Genomic DNA, 19,326 nt, shown 5'->3' with positions numbered 1-19,326 from the left:
TAACCTTTGCTCGACCTGCCTTCTCTACGCCCTAAATTTATACAACTCTATCAAATGATCAAAAAAGCTTATTTTTATAAGGTGATGCAAGCTATTGAAAAGGAAATCTAGTGCTAGAGACATCTATTTTTACATGAAATTCACAGTGTTTTTACAATAAAAGCGTACAATAGATCCTAATAACCGATTTAAGAGGTGCGAGAATGGAGTCTGTTGTGAGACAAAGCATAAAAACGAGTAATTTATTTTCTTATTTAAAATATTTCTACGGGCAGCATCAAAACAATACGCTCTATATAAAACGTTTAAAAGCATTGAAGCAAATTATTCAAGACAAGAATTTACATACTTTTTTTCAACCTATCATTGATTTACAGACGAGGCAGACAGTTGGTTTTGAGGCACTAAACCGTCCGGAGCCTTCGAAATTGTTTAATAGCGTCGATCAGTTTTATGAATTTGTTGGGCAAACGGACTGTGTATTTTTATTTGAATGCTTTTGTCGTAATCTTTCATTACAGCGTTTCAAAGAACGACTGCACGAAGAATGGATAAATAGAGATTTTTTAGTATTCGTAAATATACATCCTAATGTGTTACTAGATAAGAACTACCATAGTGGTGAAACCTTGCAGCTATTAAAGGAGCTTGGCATAAGACCACAGCAAGTAGTGTTTGAGCTAACTGAACGTAGTGCAGTGGTAGATTTTGTAGAGTTTGAACGTGTATTATCTCATTATCGATCACAGGGATATCGAATTGCAGTGGATGATGTGGGCTCAGGCTATAATAGCTTGAAAACGCTTATTTACTTAAAGCCAGAATTTATTAAACTAGACCGTTCTTTAATACAATTTATTGATAAAAACAGGGAGCAGCAGCAGCTTGTTACCTTGCTGATGAGATACGCGGAGCAGGCGAAGACGAAAATTATTGCAGAAGGTATTGAACGCCAGGAAGAGCTTCATTATTTACATACTATTGGAATCCACTACGCGCAAGGTTATGCGATAGGGAAACCCGCAAAGGAAATACATTTAGGAAAAATAAGGATGGGTGACCATGAAGATAGGGGAAGTCATAGAAAACGTTCCTTGTATTGATGAATTTGTGAAAAATAAAGATGTGGATTTACTTTTTATAAGCAATCCGTTATTACGTAGTGTTGTTGTTGTTCGAGATGACAAACCAATTGGGCATATTACGCGTACACATTTCTATCAAAAGATTGGTACACGCTATGGCTATAATTTATTTATAGGACGGCATAATCAGCTGATTATTAAAGAAAATCCTTTAATTGTAGATCGCAACATACCTATAACAGAGGTCAGTACATTAGCAATGTCTAGACCTCCAGAGGATTTATATGATGATGTGATTGTAACAAGGGATGACTTATATTACGGTGTAGTAAGTATTCGGGAGTTACTGCTAAAGCTCGTAGACACACAAGTAGCTATTGCTAGCTTTTTAAATCCATTAAGTAGTCTTCCTGGCAATAAATTAATTGATGAAAAGCTAGAGGAAGCATTACAGCTACCGCAATTTAGTTTAATATATTTTGATTTAGATCATTTTAAATCATACAATGATACGTACGGTTTTAATAAAGGAGACAAGATTTTACTGTATTTAACAGATGTTTTGAAAAGAAATATAGTGGGAACAGAAGATTTTTTAGGACATATTGGTGGAGATGATTTTGTTGCGATTCTTCCACACTATGAGTCTGCTGTAATCTGTCAAAGAATTATTGATGAGTTTGATGCATCTATTTTAAGCTTTTATGATGTAGAGGATTTAACATACTTACAAGTACAAAATAGAGCTGGTGAATTAGGGCCATTATCTTGTACTACGCTATCCATTGCTGTTATTACTAATCAACATCAGCAATTTGAATCAGTAGACCAATTGTCAGATGCAGTGACACGTGTGAAAAAACAATGTAAAAATATTTCGGGAAGCTGTTACCTCATAAATGACAATACAAAGGAAACCTACTGCGTTCATTAAATGCACGCAGTAGGTTTTTTATCTTTAGAACATTCCTAGTAAGCACTTCAGCCAGAATCAGTTGAACACCGCAGTAAGATTGCTGATTACCAAATGGATTGACGTTTGTCATTGTTTCGGTAAAGCCTTCCACAAGTTCAGGTGCAATCGCATTTCAGGGTATATGCTTGTAAAAACCTAACGAAGAACACACAACATACTTGTAACGTTAATATCCGTCACAGGCTGCCATACAGCAGCATATATTTTGTCACCAACTTCGGCATTGTTGACTAAAATATAAAATGAAATAAGAAATTGTAGCAGTAATCATAGCTTGAATCCCTTATTTTATAGAAGCATTTACATTTGCTCCGAATGCCTCAAAACATCTCCCTTAAATCCAGCGAAGCCTTTGTTTAACTTCTTTCATGCGATTTTCTATGAAAAAGCCTTTTATCTTAATTGCTCAAAAAGGTTTATGTTTAACTAAAATAATTAAATTCGATTTTTAGGGCATAATCAAAAGAGAAAAGTCATGCATAATAGGAAATTATCAATCTTAATAAAACATACTTGAATTATAGGGATTATAGGTATATAATTCGATTTACATTATAATTAAACTTCTTAGGAGGCTGTCCATTGTCTACATTACAAATTATTCTTAACGTTGCCGTGTTACTCGTGTTCGTTGGAATATTATTTTATATGAATAAAAAGCACGTTAAGTTTTCAAATCGTGTATTTACTGCGCTAGGCTTAGGTATTGTACTTGGTCTTGGGTTGCATTTAATATATGGTATTGATTCTGATGTTTTAGCAAAAACAACAAGTTGGTACAATATTATTGGTACTGGCTACGTTAAATTGCTACAAATGGTTGCAATGCCATTAATTTTCATTTCCATCTTAATAGCCTTTACGAAAATGAAGGTTGGTAAAAACTTCGGGAAAATGGCAGCTCTGATTTTAGTCATTTTAATCGGTACAACTGCTGTTTCAGCTGCTGTCGGTATTTTTTCAGCAACAGTGTTTGATTTAGATGCTTCTCATATTATGCAAGGCGCTGCAGAGGAAGAGCGTGGGGCATATTTAGAGGAGAAAACTTCTGGATTAACTGCACCGGATTTACCAACACAAATTATTGAGCTATTCCCAGCAAACCCATTCTTAGATTTAACAGGTGCTCGTTCTACATCAACAATCGCTGTTGTTATTTTTTCAGCGTTTTTAGGTTTTGCTTACTTACGTGTAGCACGTAAAGATGAAGACACAGCAGCGACTATTAAAAAAGGCTTAGATGCAATCTATGCATTAGTAATGGGCGTTGTAACAATTGTCTTACGTTTAACACCATATGGTATTTTAGCAATTATGGCGCGTACAGTTGCAACATCTGATTTCGGAGCAATTTATAATCTAGGTAAGTTTGTTATTGCGTCGTATGTAGCATTATTTATCGTGTTATTAGTACACTTATTGATTCTTACTTTAAGTGGTTTAAATCCATTTACGTATTTAAAAAAATCTGCAGAAACATTATTGTTTGCCTTCACTTCACGTTCAAGTGCAGGTGCCTTACCGATGAACATTAAAACACAAACAGGCCGTCTTGGCGTACCAGAAGGTATTGCGAACTTCTCAGGCTCATTTGGTTTATCTATTGGTCAAAATGGCTGTGCTGGTGTTTATCCTGCAATGCTAGCGATTATGATTGCACCGACAGTTGGGATTAATCCACTTGATCCAATGTTTATCATTACTGTAATTGCAGTAGTAGCAGTCAGCTCATTTGGTGTAGCTGGTGTCGGTGGTGGTGCGACATTCGCAGCCATTCTTGTATTATCAGCACTTGATTTACCAATTGCACTTGCAGGTATATTAATTTCTGTTGAACCATTAATCGACATGGGTCGTACAGCTCTTAATGTAAGTGGTTCAATGACTGCGGGTGTCACAACTGCACGTATTACAAAAGAATTGGACACTGAAATGTACAATGATAAAGAACTAGGTGCTCAAGTGTCGGATTTATAAAAAGTCAATTTCATTACAGAAAACATATGCCGCTGACGCTTCGCTTTCGCGCAGTTAAACATATGCCGCTGACGCTTCGCTTTCGCTATAGAAAACATTTGCTGAATGAAGACAAAGAGCTACTCTCAATTGAGAGTAGCTCTTTTTATATCCGAAAAAAGTGGGGTGTTATGTAAGTAACAGCCCACTTTAATGATAAGGAATCTATTCATCTCATTATATGATTTTTACATAAAAATCTTTACCGTTAATAAGCTTGGTCAGTTCAATGTTGTGATTTGTTTTATAGTAATTATAAATATTACGTGCTAACCCAGAGTGTCCATTTAAATATGTTCCCTTTTTAATCTCTTTGCGTGGATTATGGAAATCAAAATACAAGCGAGAATCGGGACACATTGCATCCAAAATTGCTTGAAATTCTTGTGCTTCAATATGAATCCCACGTGTATATTTGCATTCTCTGCGGTACGTATCATGAGAAACGTTCACCGGCGACGACTCAAGAACCATTTCGATTTTTTTACTCAAATGTTAGCAGCTCCTTTTTAGAAATTAGCACTGAAGGGTAGAAAAGAAGGCGTGAAAAAGGAATACCATTTTTTATATAAGTTGATTGGAGTGGAGACTGGGCGACTCCTTGCGGATCAGCGATAGAGGAACAAAGGCTAAAAGCATCATATCCTGTGATGACGCCTTCGTGACCAACATCCTGTTGCCCCGACGCCCCCTAGGAAGCTTTGCTCTGTGCGAAAGCAAAGCGACAGCAACAACAAATGTTTTATCTGTGCGAAAGCAAGGCGACAGCGACAAAGCGCCCGGTCGGAACGGGAATCAACCACACACTATTGTGATGATCCATAAGTTTATGACTAATATAGTTCAATTATATAGTTATCAGAAAATTATATCAATATTTTGCTTACCAATCTTGTTGCTGTATTTCTTCTGCTACTACTTGTAAATCATAAGCGGTAATCATTAAAAGTGAATAATCGTGTGTCTCCATATATTTTTCTGCTAGACGTTTCATATACTTCGGGGAGCCTTCGTTTTCTTCGTCATAAATTAGCAGCAGACCATCTGTATTTTGGATAATGAACTTATCTTTTTCGATAAATTGCCATGGCGCCTCGTATGGCTTTTTCGTAACGCTCGTCACAAAGTCTGCTTGTGCTACTAATGCTTGATATTTTTCTTTTTTATGGTCCTGCCAATTTTTCTCCTGCTCTAAAAAAGGAGTGATAATAGAATATTTTAAATGAGGAAATTCTCTTTTTAACATAAGAACAACCTCGGCACCCCATGTTTCGACACCTTGCTGACCACTAATAATGACCCATTCTAAACCTTCGTCTATCAATAGACGAAGACGGTTTTCGAGTGCTTTTTTTATGATGGCAATGCCAGGGTGCTTGTCATTAAAGATGCCTAATTCATGTGGTCTATAGCCAGTAATAATAATTCGCTCTAGCAAAAAAACGCCCCCTAAGCTGTATAGTATGTGTAATCATAGTATACAGTAGGAGGCATTTGAAAACGAATTTCTATAGGTTGTTGTAAAGATGATAGTTAATTGATCTATTAACAGCTCGGAAGGACCGATTAATCAAAACGTGTGAAGGGGAAAGAAAACAGCATTACTTACTGCCTTGCTATATTAAAACGCAAACAGTGTTAAAACTACAGCAACAGCAGTACAGATTCCTAAAAACCACCATGTATCAGTAAAGTCCTCTTTATAGTCGCTATTCATGTAAAGTACTTCCTTTCTGTTTTGTTTTAATCTGTCCGTTCCAAGACCAATTCGTCCATATACGTAGTATGGTTTCGAATGGTCCACGTTTAAATTTCTTGAAATAGGCAAGGCTGAAAACACATTGCAAGCTATACACGACGATTCCAAATAAAATACCGCCAAAAACGCCTAACTTGCCGTATAAGCCTAGACCATATCCATAAAATACTGTTGTACAAATGATGGTTTGCATTAGATAATTGGTTAAAGATAATTTACCGACACTTTCAAAAGCGGGAGCGAGACGTTGTACAGTGCGAGTTTTATATAGTAAAGCTGCAAGGCAGACATAGCCAACTGCTAATAATTCAGATCCACCTGTCATCAACATGCCAGAAAAATTGCTTTCTATAAAACTTAGACTTTTACAAGCTAGCCCTATTGGCACAAGCAGAGCGCCAAGCTTATACCATTTCTTTTCGTCGTCCATATTCACAAAAGCTTGCTTTTTAGCGAGCCCCATGCCGAAAAGTGTCAATGAAGCGGTAACCATTGGTGCGAGAAAAAGTAAAAAGAAAAAGACTAAGCCTGCATCATCCATGCCTGGGAGTGGAGTATTTGCACGGAAATCATAAATATCTAAGTAACTTCCATTAGCGTATACATGGTCGGCTTTCTCTACATAGGTTGCTAGTTCTTTCTGTTCTTTTTTAGTTTCTTCTACGGAACCAAATGATAGGCTAGTAATAAGTAATAAGAAGATGCCAGCCCAAATAAATAAAGTTTTTGGTTTACGATTAATGAATGGGATTAAAAACAATATCATTAAGCCGTAGGCAAATAGAATATCCCCGTCCCATAAAAGGGTTGAATGTAGTAAACCTAAGGCTATTAACCCAGTTGCACGGCGTAAAATGGACCAGCGACTCTTATCTTTTTTTCTACGAATAGACTCTATAAGTTTAATAAGAGAGAAGCCAAATAAAATGGTGAAGATCGGCATAAATGAACCTTCTATAAAGATTTTTACAAAATACAGGGCTCCATTATCGAGAGCGGAAAGATCTTTTAGTTCATCTTTGCCATACATGCCAAATTGGAAAATCAGCAAATTTGCCATTAAGATGCCGAATAAGCTAAACCCACGCATTGTATCTATGAAGGTAACACGTTTAGTTGTCATTGCGTTTTATCTCCTTAATTGGTTATCTTATACATAGTGTAGTTGGTAAAGCTTATGGTGAAATGATGGCTACCTTAAAATATTCTTAAAAGAAGGTGATAGCATGCAAGACGTGTCAATTTTAGTATTAGAGGACGAACGGGCAATTGCAGAAATGATTGAAATTATATTAAGAAAAGAAGGTTTTTTAAACATTACACTCTGCGAAACTGTTCAAGAAGCAAAAAAGAAAATGGAAACGCTAGTGTTTGATTTTTATCTATTAGATATTATGCTTCCGGATGGTAGTGGACTGGATATGGCGAATATGATTCGAGAGCAAAGTGAAGCACCTATATTCTTTTTAACTGCAAAAGGTAGTGATGCAGATAAGCTTCGTGGTTTTATGAATGGCGCAGACGATTATATTACGAAGCCATTTAATCCGCTAGAGCTTGTTGCGAGGGTTAAGGTGCAACTGACAAGATATGTAAAGAAAAAAGATGTGCCAGAAAGTCATATATTTTCATGTAGTCGGTTTACATTCGATATCGATGCAGCAGAGGTAACTGTAAATGGCACAAAGGAAATTATTAGCGGTAGGTTATTTCATCTATTGAAATACTTATGTGAAAATGCGGGGCAAGTATTATCGAAGGAGCAAATTTACGAGCGTGTATGGGGTGACTGTTTGTTTGATGACAATACCGTGATGGTACATATTCGAAAACTCCGTGAAAAAATAGAGAAGAAACCTGGTAAACCAACCTGCATTATTACTGTGAGGGGGATTGGTTATAAGCTTGTTGGAGATGTTCATTCATGAAGCCAGCTAGAAGATTAACTCTTCGTTTTGTGTCTTATTTCATCGTTTTTTATTTACTAATCATTACAGGCTTTATTATAAGTTTGGTGTTTTTCGCAATCTTTATCAATCGTCATGTCGGTGACGATATTCATATAATGTCTTCCTCTGAAATTAAAGATGATGCTGTCGTAGAAAAAGGGGATTCCATTAAGATTGCTGATTATTTAGTGAAGCGAGCAGAGGAGAACTTAGGGCAATTATATTTGTTCAATCGATCGATGGACATTGTTGATTACACGGGAGAAACTTGTGAACTATGTGGAATGCCAGATAACGAAATAATGGCTCTTAAACGGCCGGGAATGCACACATGGGAGATTCCAAAATACCATTTATTATTCCTCCCGGCTTTACCTGTCCAACCGTTTTTTGAGGAAGTAGTTCAGGAGTGGAAGGATAAAGGAGAGATTCCTTCTGAACTGCTCCAGCGTTTACAGAATAAGAAGGTATCGGTTGAAATCTATAATGAGCAGTGGGATCGTGTAGAAGTCATTGGTGAGCGCTATAAAAAACTTCATAAGCCTCAATTGCTCGAAGAAAACTACGATATTTTTGAGTACAAAGAGCTTACGCGAAATGCTTTTTTAGAGGATGGATCGACACTAGTTGTACGTATGCCCAACCCAGCGTATAAGCCGTTTGACGAGCCCTTTAATAAAGCGATGCTTTTATTTATCTCCATCTTCTTTGGTGGACATATTATATTGTTAATAGGAATTATTTTTTTATCGGTTAGCATTTCCCGTCAATTTGTTCGCCCACTTGTTTATGTCATATCTCGTATCGAGCTACTAGCTCAATTCGACTACAGTAAAGTAATAGATAAAAGTATCCATCATCTGAAGACAGGGAAGTTAAAAAGGAAATTTAAATTATTTGAGCCAGTTGATGAATCGATTAATAATTTATCAAAGCGCCTCTCCTCTAATGAAAGACAGATTAAACATGCGGAGCAATTACGTGAGGAATGGATAACAGGCTTATCGCATGACTTAAAGACACCGTTAAGCTCTATTTATGGTTATTCAACAATGCTTGCTTCTGAGGACTATGAGTGGACGAAGGAAGAAATGCGCGTCTTTGCAACTACGATGCAGGAGAAGGCAACGTACATGGATGCCCTTATACGAGACTTAACATATACGTACCAATTAAAAAATAGAGCGATCCAGCTTGAAAAAGTGTTGATACCACTCGCTGTCTGGTTACCTCAATTTGCAGATGAGCAAGTGTCTGTAAAGGTTTATGGTGATGTCATGCTTGAAGCGGACGAGCTTTTATTAAAGCGTATTTTGGATAATCTTATAACCAATGCTAAAAAGTATACGCCTGACGGTACTAAGGTGAACGTAGAAGCGCAAAATATAGGCAAGGAAATTATGCTGACAATTGCCGACCAAGGTCCGGGAATTCCTCAAGAGGAGCTTGATAACCTCTTTGAGCGATATTATCGAGGTACAAATACTACAGACGATACAACGGGTACAGGTCTAGGATTGGCTATTACTAAGCAGTTAATTGATTTACATGGGGGTACCATTAGGGTCCAATCAGGAGCGGAAGGTACAGTTTTTATATTAAAGTTTAAATGTAAGTAGTAGTTTTTGGCCTCAAAGTTAGGGCGGTTGTGAAAATGAATGCAAGTATATAAGTTGAGTGGAGTGGAGGCTGGGCGACGCCTTGGGGATCAGCAATAAAGGAACGAAGGCTAAAACCATCACATCCTGTGATAACACCTTCGTGACCAACATCGTGCCGCTGTCGCTACGTTAGCACTACGCTTTCGCGCAAAAAAACATCTGTTGCCCCAAGCGGCTCATCGGACGCCTCCAGGAAGCTCTGCTCTGCGCGAAAGCGAAGCGGCAGCAAATGTTTTATCTGTGCGAAAGCGAAGCGACAGCAACAACAAATGTTTTCTGTAGCGAAAGCAAAGCGGCAGCTACAAATGTTTTATCTGTGCGAAAGCGAAGCGACAGCAACAACAAAGCGCCCAGTCGGAACGGAAATCAACTCCACATTATGGAGATGGCTAGTTTTTAATTAAAGAAGTAAAGTAAAGCACTGTTATTTAGGGCAGTACAAGTGATGAAACATTCACCTTGTACTGCCCTTTTTGTGATATTGAACATTGGAGTGTAATTTTTTAGGGGATTACCCCTATATGAACGGCCCTCTCTTAAAACTATTATTAAGGTGTAAAAGTTGTATACGAAAGACAGCATGATAAGGAGGATGCACACATGAAGACTTCTTTTAAAGTAGTCATCGTTGGAGGAGGAACTGCTGGTATTTCAGTAGCGGCACGCTTACTTCGTCAATCTCATTCACTTCAAGGGGAGATTGCCATCATAGATCCTGCGGAAAAACATTACTATCAACCACTCTGGACATTGGTGGGAGGGGGTGCGGCAAATAAGTGGGACTCTGAACGTGAGATGCTTTCTGTTATCCCTGAAGGAGCTGTTTGGTTAAAAGAGGCTGTTAGTAGTTTTGACCCCAGTCAAAACCAGGTAATAACACTAGGTGGTACAACATACACGTATGATTTTTTAGTAGTTGCTGGTGGGATAGAAATTAACTGGGGTGCTATTAAAGGGCTGAAAGAGGCATTGGGGACTAAAAGTGTATGTAGTAATTATTCTTTTAAGCATGTGGATTATACGTGGGAAACAATCCGTAATTTTAAAGAAGGGACAGCGTTATTTACACATCCAAACTCTCCGGTAAAATGTGGCGGTGCTCCACAAAAAATTATGCATTTAGCAGAAGACCATTTTAATAGAGTCAATGTTCGTGACAATATTAACGTTATTTTTGGTTCGGCCAATCCAGCGATTTTCGATGTTTTGAAATATCGTGAAGCACTTGAAAAGGTAATAGAACGGAAAAAGATTGATGCTCGATTCCGTCGTAATTTAATTGAAATTAAGACTGAAGAAAAAATAGCTATTTTTGAAAATTTAGATACAGGCACATTAGAAGAAATTAAATACGACATGATTCACGTGACACCTTATATGTGTTCACCCGAATTTATACGGACGAGTGCTTTAGCGGACGAATGTGGCTGGGTAGATGTCGACAAGTTTACTTTGCAACATAAAAAGTATAGCAATGTGTTTGGAATAGGAGATAACGCTAATCTACCAACATCCAAAACGGGTGCAGCTATACGCAAGCAAGCTCCTGTCGTTGCACAAAATCTTATTGCTTTAATGAGACAACAGCCAATGACGCAAACGTATGACGGCTACTCTTCTTGCCCAATTGTAACAGGCTACAACAAACTGATATTGGCGGAGTTTGATTACAATAAAGAACCTGTTGAATCTATGCCCTTCAACCAGGCGGTGGAAAGATCCAGTATGTATTTCATGAAAAAGGATTTACTACCTGTTATGTATTGGGATGGGATGTTGAAAGGCACTATGTAATTACGAATGAAGGGAGGCGACAAGCATGGCTAATGCTACGGTAAGTATGAGCAAGGAATTATATCAAATAATCGAAACGCTTGAGAAGCCAGAAGTTCGAGACTCTTTACAGCGCTTATTGGAAAAATTACCGAATGTAGAGCAAACGATAGAATCAGCAGAAAATGTTGTGGGTTTTGGAAAAGCAGTACTAACTGATGACAAGACGATAGATAGATACGAGCAATTTGTCTCTACTTATAATGTAGGCTCAGAAACGATAACAGCTATTGTTCAGCTGATGGAGAAGTTGCCAAAGCTTGTTCAAATCATTCATCAGTTAGAAAACATCATTGATTTTGGTGCAGCGGTACTTCAGGATAAACAAACGACAGAATATACAATGAATAACTTAAAGAGCTATACCGATCCCTATGTCGAAAAAGGTAAGACAGGTATGGAGTTCTTCAAAATGGTACAGCAAAGAGCAGAAGAGAAGCCTCAACATATCAATGTTTTTTCAATTATTAAATGGACGAAAGATCCTTCTGTTCAAAAAACACTTAATTATGTTCAATCTGCACTAGATATTTTAAAAGAAAAAAACTGAGTAAAGGGGAGTTTTACACATGTTATTACGATATTTTTACGATGAAAAATTAGCGCACGCTTCTTATGTTGTGGGATGTCAGGCGAAAGGTGAAATGGTCATTGTTGACCCGATGCGTAATATTGAGCCCTATCTTGCATTAGCAGAAAAAGAAAAGATGCAAATTGTTGGTGCGTTAGAAACACATATCCATGCCGATTTTGTAGCGGGGTCTCGTGAGTTAGCAGACCGTGTTGGAACAACGATGTATATTTCCGACGAAGGGGATGCTGATTGGAAGTATCAAAATCTTGAAGGAATTCCTCATCAATTATTAAAAGATGGTGATGAATTTTCTATAGGTAATCTTATTTTCAAAGTCATGCACACACCAGGACATACGCCAGAAAGTATCTCCTTCTTATTAACGGATCGTGGCGGTGTAGCAGATAAGCCGATGGGGATTTTTACAGGTGACTTTGTCTTTGTAGGTGATATTGGACGCCCTGACTTGTTAGAAAAGGCTGCTGGTATTCAGGGTACATCATTATCTGGTGCTAAAGCGATGTTTAAATCATTAGAACGTTTTAAGGCTTTACCAGATTATATGCAGATATGGCCAGCTCATGGAGCGGGTAGCGCTTGTGGTAAAGCATTAGGCGCTGTGCCATCTTCAACAGTTGGGTATGAGAAGCAATTCAACTGGGCTATGCAGTTTGATGATGAACAAAAATTTGTTGACGCATTACTAGATGGTCAGCCGGAACCTCCTTATTATTTCGCTGTTATGAAGCGTGTCAATAAAGTAGGGATAGAACTTCTTAAGAACTTACCACCAGTAAAGGCAGTGTCAAACTATGAAGAGATTACTCAACTTCTTGCGGATGGGAAGCAAGTGATTGATACTAGATCGGCGGAAGATTTCTCACAAGGATTTATCGCAGGTACACTAAATATCCCTTACAATAATTCATTGACCAATTGGGCTGGTTGGTTAGTAGATTATACAAAACCGTTATATTTATTAATTAATCCTTCCCAACTAGATGATATTTTAATAGCATTACGTTCTATCGGTATCGACAATGTTGTTGGTTATGGAGATGTGATGAAAGTATTGGAAGAGGCTACTTCTCTAGACAGTTATGAAAATATAACTCCTTTAGAAGCAAAGTCGTTCATTGAAAGTGAAAAAGTTCATGTGCTTGATGTGCGCAATCAAACAGAATATGATGCAGGGCATATTGAAAATGCTCAACATATTATGGTTGGTACGCTAGCTAGACGTTTAGATGAATTGCAAACTACTAAAAAAATTGTTGTTCAATGCCAAGGTGGTGCTCGTTCTGCAATTGCTGTAAGTGTGCTAAAAGCAAACGGCATTCACGACATTGTAAATTTAACGGGTGGCTATATGGCTTGGCAACAAGAGGTAGTGACTAAATAAATGAGGTTGTTCTAAAAGAAAAATAGCATACTAGTGATCCTAGTCTGCTATTTTTCTTTGCTTATAAGGTTTGGTAAGGCGTTATGAGATTCGTCAATGAAATGCTAAACGGATTTAGACAACCTTTTTTCTCGGTAAAAGGGGTTAAAAAATGATTATTGTAAGTTTGAGTATATTCCTTCTTATTATTGGTAGAATTATTTATAAACGGCATATCCCAGTACGTCAAATACAAGAGTGTTTACTACAAGAGTTGAATGCGGGAATGGCTATAGTGGATGTACGTGATTATAATGACTCTTATAAATCACCTACACCAAATGCATTAAATTTACCAATTGCTTATTTAGTACGTCACATGCATGAACTACCAAAAAAACCACTTCATATCATTGCATCAACACAGCTAGAAAAAAATATGAGTGTTCGTATCATTCGGAAAGCGGGGCATGAAGTGAGGAGTTATAGCTTAATAGAAGAAAATGTATAGGGTCAATTATGCTGAAGTAACAAGTAAACTTAAAGGGAGGCTTCATGCCTTTTTTAACTTCTTTCAGCTTAAGTTTCCCACCTCTATAGGTGGGATGAATGTGGTTTTAAGTCACTTTTCAGCGGGCGTCCAAACATCCGAAATATAGGAACTCAGTCTAAAAACGCCACGTCCTGTGGCATTACCGAAATGACCGACATCGTGTCGGCCCTCGTGCAGGCCTAAGCACAAAGCCGATTCCGGACGGAATTATGCCGAGGTATAATTGATCTAGGAGTGTGTTTAGCTTGGAGAAAGAACAGCTGAAAAATAAATATTTACAGCAAATATTTCAATATATTCAAGATGGCATCATCATAATGAATCAAAACCGTGAAATTTTAATGATGAATCCCTCAGCGAAGCGGTTATCGGGATGGGAATTAGGAGATCGAGTGCCCTTTTGTTCATTTTGCGAAAATCGTCAAAAATCTCCAAAAGAACATACATGTTATTTAATAGAGCATAATGAGGTTCCTTATTTTTTATCGAAAATGCCGACGTATCATGGTAGTAAGATAGATGTTGAAATGAGCACGGCATTGATGTATACAGACAGTAACGAGCAAGCGTTTCTTCTTGTGTTGCGCGATCAGACCCTTCAGTTAAAGGAAGAAGAGGCTCGGATTTCAAAGCTGATTATTAAAAAGCTGATTGAGGCAAAAGAGGAAGAACATAAAAGGCTTGCGCAAGAATTACATGATGGCGTTGGCCAATCATTATATACAATATCTGTTGCATTGCAGGCGGTTGAATCTTATGTCAAAGACAATGAAAAACTAAATACGTATATCGAAGAAGTACGCAATGAGCTAGAGCAAGTAATGAATGATATTAAATTGTACTCCTATCAGCTTCGCCCCCATAGTATAGATCAATTAGGGATTACACCTACATTAAGCACCCTTGTCGATTCAGTGCAAAAGGTACATCCTAATATTGCTATATCGTTAGAAACAGATTTTGAAGAACGGTGTCATCCATCTGTAGAAATCAATATTTATCGCGTCGTGCAGGAGGCTTTACACAATATTACTAAATATGCAAAGGCCTCTAAAGTCGTCATTCGACTCGAAAAGAAAGCTACAAATTTATCACTCTATATAGAAGATAATGGCGTAGGGTTTGATTTGCAGTACATGAAAAAAGAAGGGCTTGGTTTAAAGCATATGGAGGAGCGAATTACACTATTAGGGGGATCTTTTAATATTAATTCGGCTCACAATAAAGGTACTAAAATTAGCATTCAAGTACCTAATTGGAAGGATGACTTTAGATGATTCGTGTTTTAGTAGTAGATGATCATGTGCTAATCCGTAAAGGGATTGTACTTTTATTGGAAAATTATAAAGATGTCCAGGTTGTAGGTGAAGCGGGTGATGGAGCGGAAGCAATCACTCAGGCAATATCATTAAACCCGGATGTCATTTTAATGGACGTATCCATTCCGAATGGGTTAGATGGGTTTACGGCTACTCAAGAGATTCATAAGCAAATGCCTAACGTGAAAATTATTATGTTAACAATGCACAATGAAGTTGCTTATATTCAAAAAGCGATTGCTGTTGAAGCTCATGGCTATATTTTAAAAAATAGTCAAGGTGGAGTTCTCTATGAGGCTATCCGCGCTGTGTATAGTGGCCGTATATATTATAACGTGGGTATTCCACAGGAGCAGCTTAATAAATTGTTTGAACATAAAGGGCATGAAGAACAATGCATTTTAACTGTGCGTGAGCAGGAAATAATGAGGTTAACAGTTCTAGGATATACGAATGTCCAAATTGCTGGGCAACTATATATCAGTAGTAAAACGGTTGAAAATCATAAATCAAATATTATGCAAAAACTCGATTTAAGTAATAAAGCTGAGCTTATTCAGTATGGACTTGCAAATAACTATATGTAACAGCGTATTGTGGTTAGGATCTGGTGCAACATGAGGGGTGGATTTACGTTCCGACTAGCGCTTTCTTGGAGCTGCTGAAGTGGCGACTCCTGCGGGATAGATTGAAGCCAAGTCCGCGGGAGGCGCCAACTCGGAGTAAAAATCAACCTTTGTTTATTGATACACATCATTTTATATTTATTTTTGTCAGCAAGTTGGGATCACTCGAATGATGAGTGATCTTTTTTTATTTTTTAAACATAATTTTCAATATTGTCACAGTGAGTAAAGCTAATAGTGGAAAACCCCTATATGTCTGGAATTACAGTGGGACTATACTGAAGGCACATAAATAAAAGGAGATGCAAGCACAGTGGATATAACATTTATAATTGTGATTTTCCTGATTGGATTCGTTGGATCTTTTGTGTCCGGCATGTTGGGAATAGGCGGTTCAATCATTAAATACCCAATGCTGCTATATATTCCACCACTTTTTGGCTTAGTGGCATTTTCAGCACATGAAGTTTCAGGTATTAGTGCGGTACAAGTGTTTTTTGCTTCGATTGCAGGCGTTTGGGCATATCGAAAGGGTGGCTATCTTAATAAGCCCCTTATTCTTTATATGGGAGGTGCCATTTTAGCTGGTAGCTTTGTCGGGAGCTACGGATCACAGTTTTTATCTGAAAGTGGTGTGAATGTCGTATACGGGATTTTAGCCTTGATTGCAGCTGTGATGATGTTTATTCCTAGGAAACTAATTGATGATAAGCCGATGAAGGAAGTAACCTTCAACAAGCCGTTAGCCGCAATTTTAGCATTTATTGTTGGGATCGGCTCAGGGATCGTTGGTGCTGCAGGTGGTTTCTTGCTTGTTCCGATTATGCTTGTAGTACTCGGGATTCCAACGCGCATGACGATTGCTACTAGTTTAGCTATTACGTTTATCTCATCAATCGGTGGAACAATCGGTAAGTTAATGACAGGACAAGTAGAGTACTATTCCGCAGGTATTATGATAGTGGCAAGTTTACTGGCGGCTCCTCTTGGGGCAAAAGTAGGTAAAAAAATGAATACGAAAATTTTGCAAAGTATTTTAGCCGTACTCATCTTGGCGACAGCGATTAAAATTTGGGTTGATCTATTATGATGAAAAAACAAAAAGTGGTTGTCTATAAATCACATGAAAAAAAGCTAATAATTATAAGTTTTTTAGTAGCGGGGATAATGTTTCTTTCAATTATTGGAAGAATTTTTGGTACCTAGGAGATGAAATGAAATGAATGATTCAGCTGTAATGTGGAGTCGGGCCTTAACAGAGTTAACATTGTCATTCCATATCGTTTACGCAACAATTGGCGTCGGTATACCTTTAATGATCATGATTGCTCAATGGGTTGGATTGAAAAATAATGACGAACACTATTTATTACTTGCGAGAAGATGGGCAAGAGGGTTTGTGATTACTGTGGCAATTGGTGTTGTCACTGGTACTGCGATAGGATTGCAGCTATCACTATTATGGCCAAACTTTATGGAGTTGGCTGGTCAGGTAATCGCATTACCATTGTTTATGGAAACATTCGCATTCTTTGTTGAAGCTATATTCTTAGGGCTTTATTTATATACATGGGATCGATTCAAAAATCCAAAGCGACATCTATTATTATTGGTCCCAGTAGCTATTGGTGCTTCTATGTCGGCCGTTTTTATTACGATTGTGAATGCATTTATGAATGCACCGCAGGGCTTTGATCTTGTAGATGGAGAGCTTGTAAATATTCAACCAGTACTAGCAATGCTAAATCCTGCAATGCCAACGAAGGTAGCGCATGTATTAGTAACGTCTTATATGACGTCTGCATTTTTATTAGCTTCTATTGCAGCTTATCGTATGCTGCGAGGATCGAAGCATGTGTATCACAAAAAAGCATTACATCTTTTATTGAAACTTGGACTAGTATTTTCGCTAGCAGCACTGATTGTAGGTGATTTTTCCGGGAAGTATTTAGCTGAATATCAACCAGAAAAATTAGCTGCTGCTGAATGGCATTTTGAAACAAAAGAAGATGCTTCGCTTGTGCTATTTGGAGTATTAGATGGGGAAGAGGTGAAATATGCCATCAAAGTACCGTACGCATTGAGTGTATTGGCGCATAATAATCCTTTTGCAGAAGTAAAAGGTTTAGATCAATTTCCTGAGGACGAACAGCCGCCACTCTATATCCATTATTTGTTTGACATCATGGTAGTGATCGGAACTTTACTAATTGTCGTTGCAGCTATTTATGTGCTAGGTAAGTGGCGAGGATGGAAATTTATTTCTTCAAAAAGTTTTAAGAGAATAGTAGTGGCAGGGGGTCCACTATCGCTTATTGCTGTTGAGGCAGGCTGGTGGTTTGCGGAAGTAGGGCGTCAGCCTTGGATACTGCGTGGTTATATGAAAACGGCGGAAGGTGCTACAACAAGTGGCCAAGTCGATACGATGCTAATACTATTTGCGGGGCTGTACATTGTATTAGCGGTAGGAAGTATCATTGTACTTATCCGTATGTTCCGTAACAATCCGATTGAACGTGAAATTGAAGAACATCAGCAAGTGGAAGGATGTGCAGGGCAATGAGCTTGGAAATATTAGGGATTTCAGTACTATGGTTATTTCTATTTGGCTATGTCATTGTTGCGTCCATAGACTTTGGAGCGGGCTTCTTTAATGCGTATAGTGTCTTGATTGGTAAAGACCAAATACTAGCTAATGTTATTAAGCGCTATTTATCCCCGGTGTGGGAAATTACAAATGTCTTCCTTGTATTTTTCTTTGTTGGAATGGTAGGTTTCTTTCCTCAAACAGCTTATTATTACGGCACAATTTTGCTAGTGCCAGTCAGTATCTCATTAATATTAATAGCAATTAGAGGGAGTTATTATGCATTTGAATCCTACAGCGAAAAAGGTGGACATATTGGTTATACAATGATGTACGGAATTACTGGTTTATTTATACCTGCATCCCTTTCTATTGTGTTAACGATATCTGAGGGAGGGTTCGTAAAAATTGTCAATGAAGAACCGCATTTACAAATTGCTAAACTTTTCACGAATCCGTTAACTTGGTCTATTGTGCTATTAAGTATAGTGGCAGTTTTGTATATTTCGGCTGTTTTCTTAACATGGTATGGGAAAAGAGCGCGGGATGAACATGCCTCTAATTTAATGAGAAAATATGCTCTCGGTTGGTCTTTACCGCTCGTGATAAGTGTAATAGGGATTATGGTGGAGTTAAAGGTACATGTGCCTGAACATTATGAAAACATGTTAAATCTGTGGTGGCTTTTCGCTATTTCAGGTGTGCTATTTCTTTTGACACTAATTCTTTTATTTAAAAAGAAAAACTATGGCATAGCCGTCTTTTTAATGGTTGCCCAATTTGGCTTTGCATTTTTCGGCTATGGTATTTCGCATTATCCGTATTTACTGTATCCGTATTTGTCGGTCTATGATAGCTTTACAAATGAAACAATGGCGATTGCATTAGTGATAGCGTTTGTTGGAGGATTAGTTCTACTCATCCCTTCACTATATTTAGTAATGAAATGGTTTGTGTTTGATCGTGATTATGCTTGCGGTAAACATGATCACCATGCGTAGGGGGAA

17 protein-coding genes are annotated in these 19,326 nt (G+C 37.8%); 14 read left to right on the top strand and 3 right to left on the bottom strand.

From position 1 onward, the window contains the following. Positions 1-203: 203 nt before the first annotated feature. The 3 genes from ACVYAD_RS19075 (at position 204) to ACVYAD_RS19065 (ending at position 4,038) form a co-directional block, all read left to right on the top strand. Complete coding sequence (locus ACVYAD_RS19075; RefSeq protein WP_476427493.1) at positions 204-1,103, top strand: EAL domain-containing protein; 900 nt, start codon at positions 204-206, stop codon at positions 1,101-1,103. After that, positions 1,063-2,019 (top strand): GGDEF domain-containing protein, encoded by a 957-nt coding sequence (locus ACVYAD_RS19070; protein WP_476427492.1) that lies wholly within the window; start codon positions 1,063-1,065, stop codon positions 2,017-2,019. Before ACVYAD_RS19075 ends, ACVYAD_RS19070 begins: the two co-directional genes overlap by 41 nt. A gap of 690 nt (positions 2,020-2,709) precedes the next feature. Beyond that, positions 2,710-4,038: an L-cystine transporter gene (locus ACVYAD_RS19065; RefSeq protein ID WP_349661637.1), complete on the top strand. Its 1,329-nt coding sequence runs from the start codon at positions 2,710-2,712 to the stop codon at positions 4,036-4,038. 216 nt (positions 4,039-4,254) lie between these two features. Here ACVYAD_RS19065 and ACVYAD_RS19060 read toward each other — a convergent pair whose 3' ends face one another. From ACVYAD_RS19060 to ACVYAD_RS19050, 3 genes are all read right to left on the bottom strand, one after another. Further along, the gene (locus ACVYAD_RS19060; RefSeq protein WP_476427491.1) at positions 4,255-4,569 is read right to left on the bottom strand and encodes a hypothetical protein; all 315 of its coding nucleotides are present in this window, start codon (positions 4,567-4,569) and stop codon (positions 4,255-4,257) included. Between the two features lie 391 nt (positions 4,570-4,960). Then, positions 4,961-5,515, bottom strand: coding sequence for an SLOG family protein (locus ACVYAD_RS19055; protein ID WP_476427490.1), 555 nt, complete (start codon positions 5,513-5,515; stop codon positions 4,961-4,963). A gap of 271 nt (positions 5,516-5,786) precedes the next feature. Beyond that, positions 5,787-6,959, bottom strand: a complete 1,173-nt coding sequence (locus ACVYAD_RS19050) for a DUF418 domain-containing protein (RefSeq protein ID WP_476427489.1) — start codon at positions 6,957-6,959, stop codon at positions 5,787-5,789. Between the two features lie 103 nt (positions 6,960-7,062). On the opposite strand from ACVYAD_RS19050, the gene ACVYAD_RS19045 reads away from it, so the two are divergent. The 11 genes from ACVYAD_RS19045 to ACVYAD_RS18995 all read left to right on the top strand — a co-directional run bounded on the left by ACVYAD_RS19045 (position 7,063) and on the right by ACVYAD_RS18995 (position 19,320). Further along, complete coding sequence (locus ACVYAD_RS19045; protein WP_349661611.1) at positions 7,063-7,764, top strand: response regulator transcription factor; 702 nt, start codon at positions 7,063-7,065, stop codon at positions 7,762-7,764. Beyond that, positions 7,761-9,404 carry a sensor histidine kinase gene (locus ACVYAD_RS19040; protein WP_476427488.1) on the top strand — a complete coding sequence of 548 codons (1,644 nt, stop codon included), beginning with the start codon at positions 7,761-7,763 and terminating at the stop codon, positions 9,402-9,404. The genes ACVYAD_RS19045 and ACVYAD_RS19040 overlap by 4 nt, the downstream gene beginning before the upstream one ends. A gap of 642 nt (positions 9,405-10,046) precedes the next feature. Continuing rightward, positions 10,047-11,240: an NAD(P)/FAD-dependent oxidoreductase gene (locus tag ACVYAD_RS19035; protein WP_476427487.1), complete on the top strand. Its 1,194-nt coding sequence runs from the start codon at positions 10,047-10,049 to the stop codon at positions 11,238-11,240. A gap of 25 nt (positions 11,241-11,265) precedes the next feature. After that, on the top strand, positions 11,266-11,829 hold the full coding sequence (locus tag ACVYAD_RS19030) for a helical membrane plugin domain-containing protein (RefSeq protein WP_476427486.1): 564 nt from the start codon (positions 11,266-11,268) through the stop codon (positions 11,827-11,829). A 19-nt stretch (positions 11,830-11,848) separates the two neighbouring features. Next, complete coding sequence (locus ACVYAD_RS19025; protein ID WP_349661607.1) at positions 11,849-13,255, top strand: MBL fold metallo-hydrolase; 1,407 nt, start codon at positions 11,849-11,851, stop codon at positions 13,253-13,255. A 151-nt stretch (positions 13,256-13,406) separates the two neighbouring features. Beyond that, positions 13,407-13,745: a rhodanese-like domain-containing protein gene (locus ACVYAD_RS19020; RefSeq protein ID WP_476427485.1), complete on the top strand. Its 339-nt coding sequence runs from the start codon at positions 13,407-13,409 to the stop codon at positions 13,743-13,745. A gap of 287 nt (positions 13,746-14,032) precedes the next feature. Continuing rightward, positions 14,033-15,064 carry a PAS domain-containing sensor histidine kinase gene (locus ACVYAD_RS19015; protein ID WP_349661605.1) on the top strand — a complete coding sequence of 344 codons (1,032 nt, stop codon included), beginning with the start codon at positions 14,033-14,035 and terminating at the stop codon, positions 15,062-15,064. Continuing rightward, on the top strand, positions 15,061-15,693 hold the full coding sequence (locus ACVYAD_RS19010; protein WP_197140389.1) for a response regulator: 633 nt from the start codon (positions 15,061-15,063) through the stop codon (positions 15,691-15,693). The genes ACVYAD_RS19015 and ACVYAD_RS19010 overlap by 4 nt, the downstream gene beginning before the upstream one ends. 352 nt (positions 15,694-16,045) lie before the next feature. Then, entirely contained in the window at positions 16,046-16,822 is a 777-nt protein-coding gene (locus ACVYAD_RS19005) for a sulfite exporter TauE/SafE family protein (protein ID WP_476427484.1), read from the top strand. Positions 16,823-16,951: 129 nt separating this feature from the next. Continuing rightward, complete coding sequence (locus ACVYAD_RS19000; RefSeq protein ID WP_349661602.1) at positions 16,952-18,295, top strand: cytochrome ubiquinol oxidase subunit I; 1,344 nt, start codon at positions 16,952-16,954, stop codon at positions 18,293-18,295. Further along, complete coding sequence (locus tag ACVYAD_RS18995; protein ID WP_476427483.1) at positions 18,292-19,320, top strand: cytochrome d ubiquinol oxidase subunit II; 1,029 nt, start codon at positions 18,292-18,294, stop codon at positions 19,318-19,320. Before ACVYAD_RS19000 ends, ACVYAD_RS18995 begins: the two co-directional genes overlap by 4 nt. Positions 19,321-19,326: the final 6 nt, after the last annotated feature.

The organism is Lysinibacillus sp. G1-3 (assembly GCF_056322905.1).
This window is presented reverse-complemented; position numbering and strand designations above follow the sequence as displayed.

Coding starts and splice junctions, on each gene's coding strand:
- ACVYAD_RS19075 (WP_476427493.1), top strand. CDS start 204: ATGGAGTCTGTTGTGAGACAAAGCATAAAAACGAGTAATTTATTTTCT.
- ACVYAD_RS19070 (WP_476427492.1), top strand. CDS start 1,063: ATGAAGATAGGGGAAGTCATAGAAAACGTTCCTTGTATTGATGAATTT.
- ACVYAD_RS19065 (WP_349661637.1), top strand. CDS start 2,710: ATGAATAAAAAGCACGTTAAGTTTTCAAATCGTGTATTTACTGCGCTA.
- ACVYAD_RS19050 (WP_476427489.1), bottom strand. CDS start 6,959: ATGACAACTAAACGTGTTACCTTCATAGATACAATGCGTGGGTTTAGC.
- ACVYAD_RS19045 (WP_349661611.1), top strand. CDS start 7,063: ATGCAAGACGTGTCAATTTTAGTATTAGAGGACGAACGGGCAATTGCA.
- ACVYAD_RS19040 (WP_476427488.1), top strand. CDS start 7,761: ATGAAGCCAGCTAGAAGATTAACTCTTCGTTTTGTGTCTTATTTCATC.
- ACVYAD_RS19035 (WP_476427487.1), top strand. CDS start 10,047: ATGAAGACTTCTTTTAAAGTAGTCATCGTTGGAGGAGGAACTGCTGGT.
- ACVYAD_RS19030 (WP_476427486.1), top strand. CDS start 11,266: ATGGCTAATGCTACGGTAAGTATGAGCAAGGAATTATATCAAATAATC.
- ACVYAD_RS19025 (WP_349661607.1), top strand. CDS start 11,849: ATGTTATTACGATATTTTTACGATGAAAAATTAGCGCACGCTTCTTAT.
- ACVYAD_RS19020 (WP_476427485.1), top strand. CDS start 13,407: ATGATTATTGTAAGTTTGAGTATATTCCTTCTTATTATTGGTAGAATT.
- ACVYAD_RS19010 (WP_197140389.1), top strand. CDS start 15,061: ATGATTCGTGTTTTAGTAGTAGATGATCATGTGCTAATCCGTAAAGGG.
- ACVYAD_RS19000 (WP_349661602.1), top strand. CDS start 16,952: ATGAATGATTCAGCTGTAATGTGGAGTCGGGCCTTAACAGAGTTAACA.
- ACVYAD_RS18995 (WP_476427483.1), top strand. CDS start 18,292: ATGAGCTTGGAAATATTAGGGATTTCAGTACTATGGTTATTTCTATTT.